At 64.8% G+C, this 520-nt stretch carries 1 protein-coding gene; it reads right to left on the reverse strand.

The features are described 5' to 3' along the window. A partial coding sequence (locus JC607_RS25255; protein ID WP_233093163.1) for a transposase occupies window positions 1-301 on the reverse strand: 301 nt, incomplete at its 3' end. Window positions 302-520 lie beyond the last annotated feature (219 nt).

A 520-nucleotide genomic window follows, 5' to 3' on the forward strand; every position in this document is an offset into this window, starting at 1 on the left:
CAGGGACCGTGGCCCCAGTGGGGCCGCGAAAGCCCTGCGGAGGATCGTTGGCGACCGCCAGCTCCCCGATCCTGGCGTGCAGCGACCGGACCGTCTCCTCATCCACTTCCGCAACGGGCTTTCTGCCGCCGCGCCCGAAGATATCCGCAGCCCCGTCGGGCAGCGCCTTCTTCCACTGATGGATCATCGGCGGATGCACGCCGTATTCGGCCGCCAGCTCCGACACAGTGCGCTCGCCCTTCACGGTCTCAAGCGCCACGCGCGCTTTGAAGCCAGCGTCATGGTTCCTGCGCTTCCGCATTCCTGATCTCCTTGTCCTTGGAGACCAGCAAACTTCAGATCGTAGCTTCCGTCACTGTCCGATTTCCGGGGTGTAGCTCAACTGCATGGCGTTCTGCGCTCACTGGTGCAGGAGATCGTGCTGCTACCAGCCGCGGAGAGCGGCGCGCTACAGATCGACGTGCGCGGCGATCTTGCGGGGGTTCTGGCGCTGAGCCTGAATGCGGATCGGTTGAGCGGA

This window comes from Paracoccus sp. IB05, from assembly GCF_016405985.1.
In the GTDB taxonomy this organism is placed as follows: domain Bacteria; phylum Pseudomonadota; class Alphaproteobacteria; order Rhodobacterales; family Rhodobacteraceae; genus Pseudogemmobacter.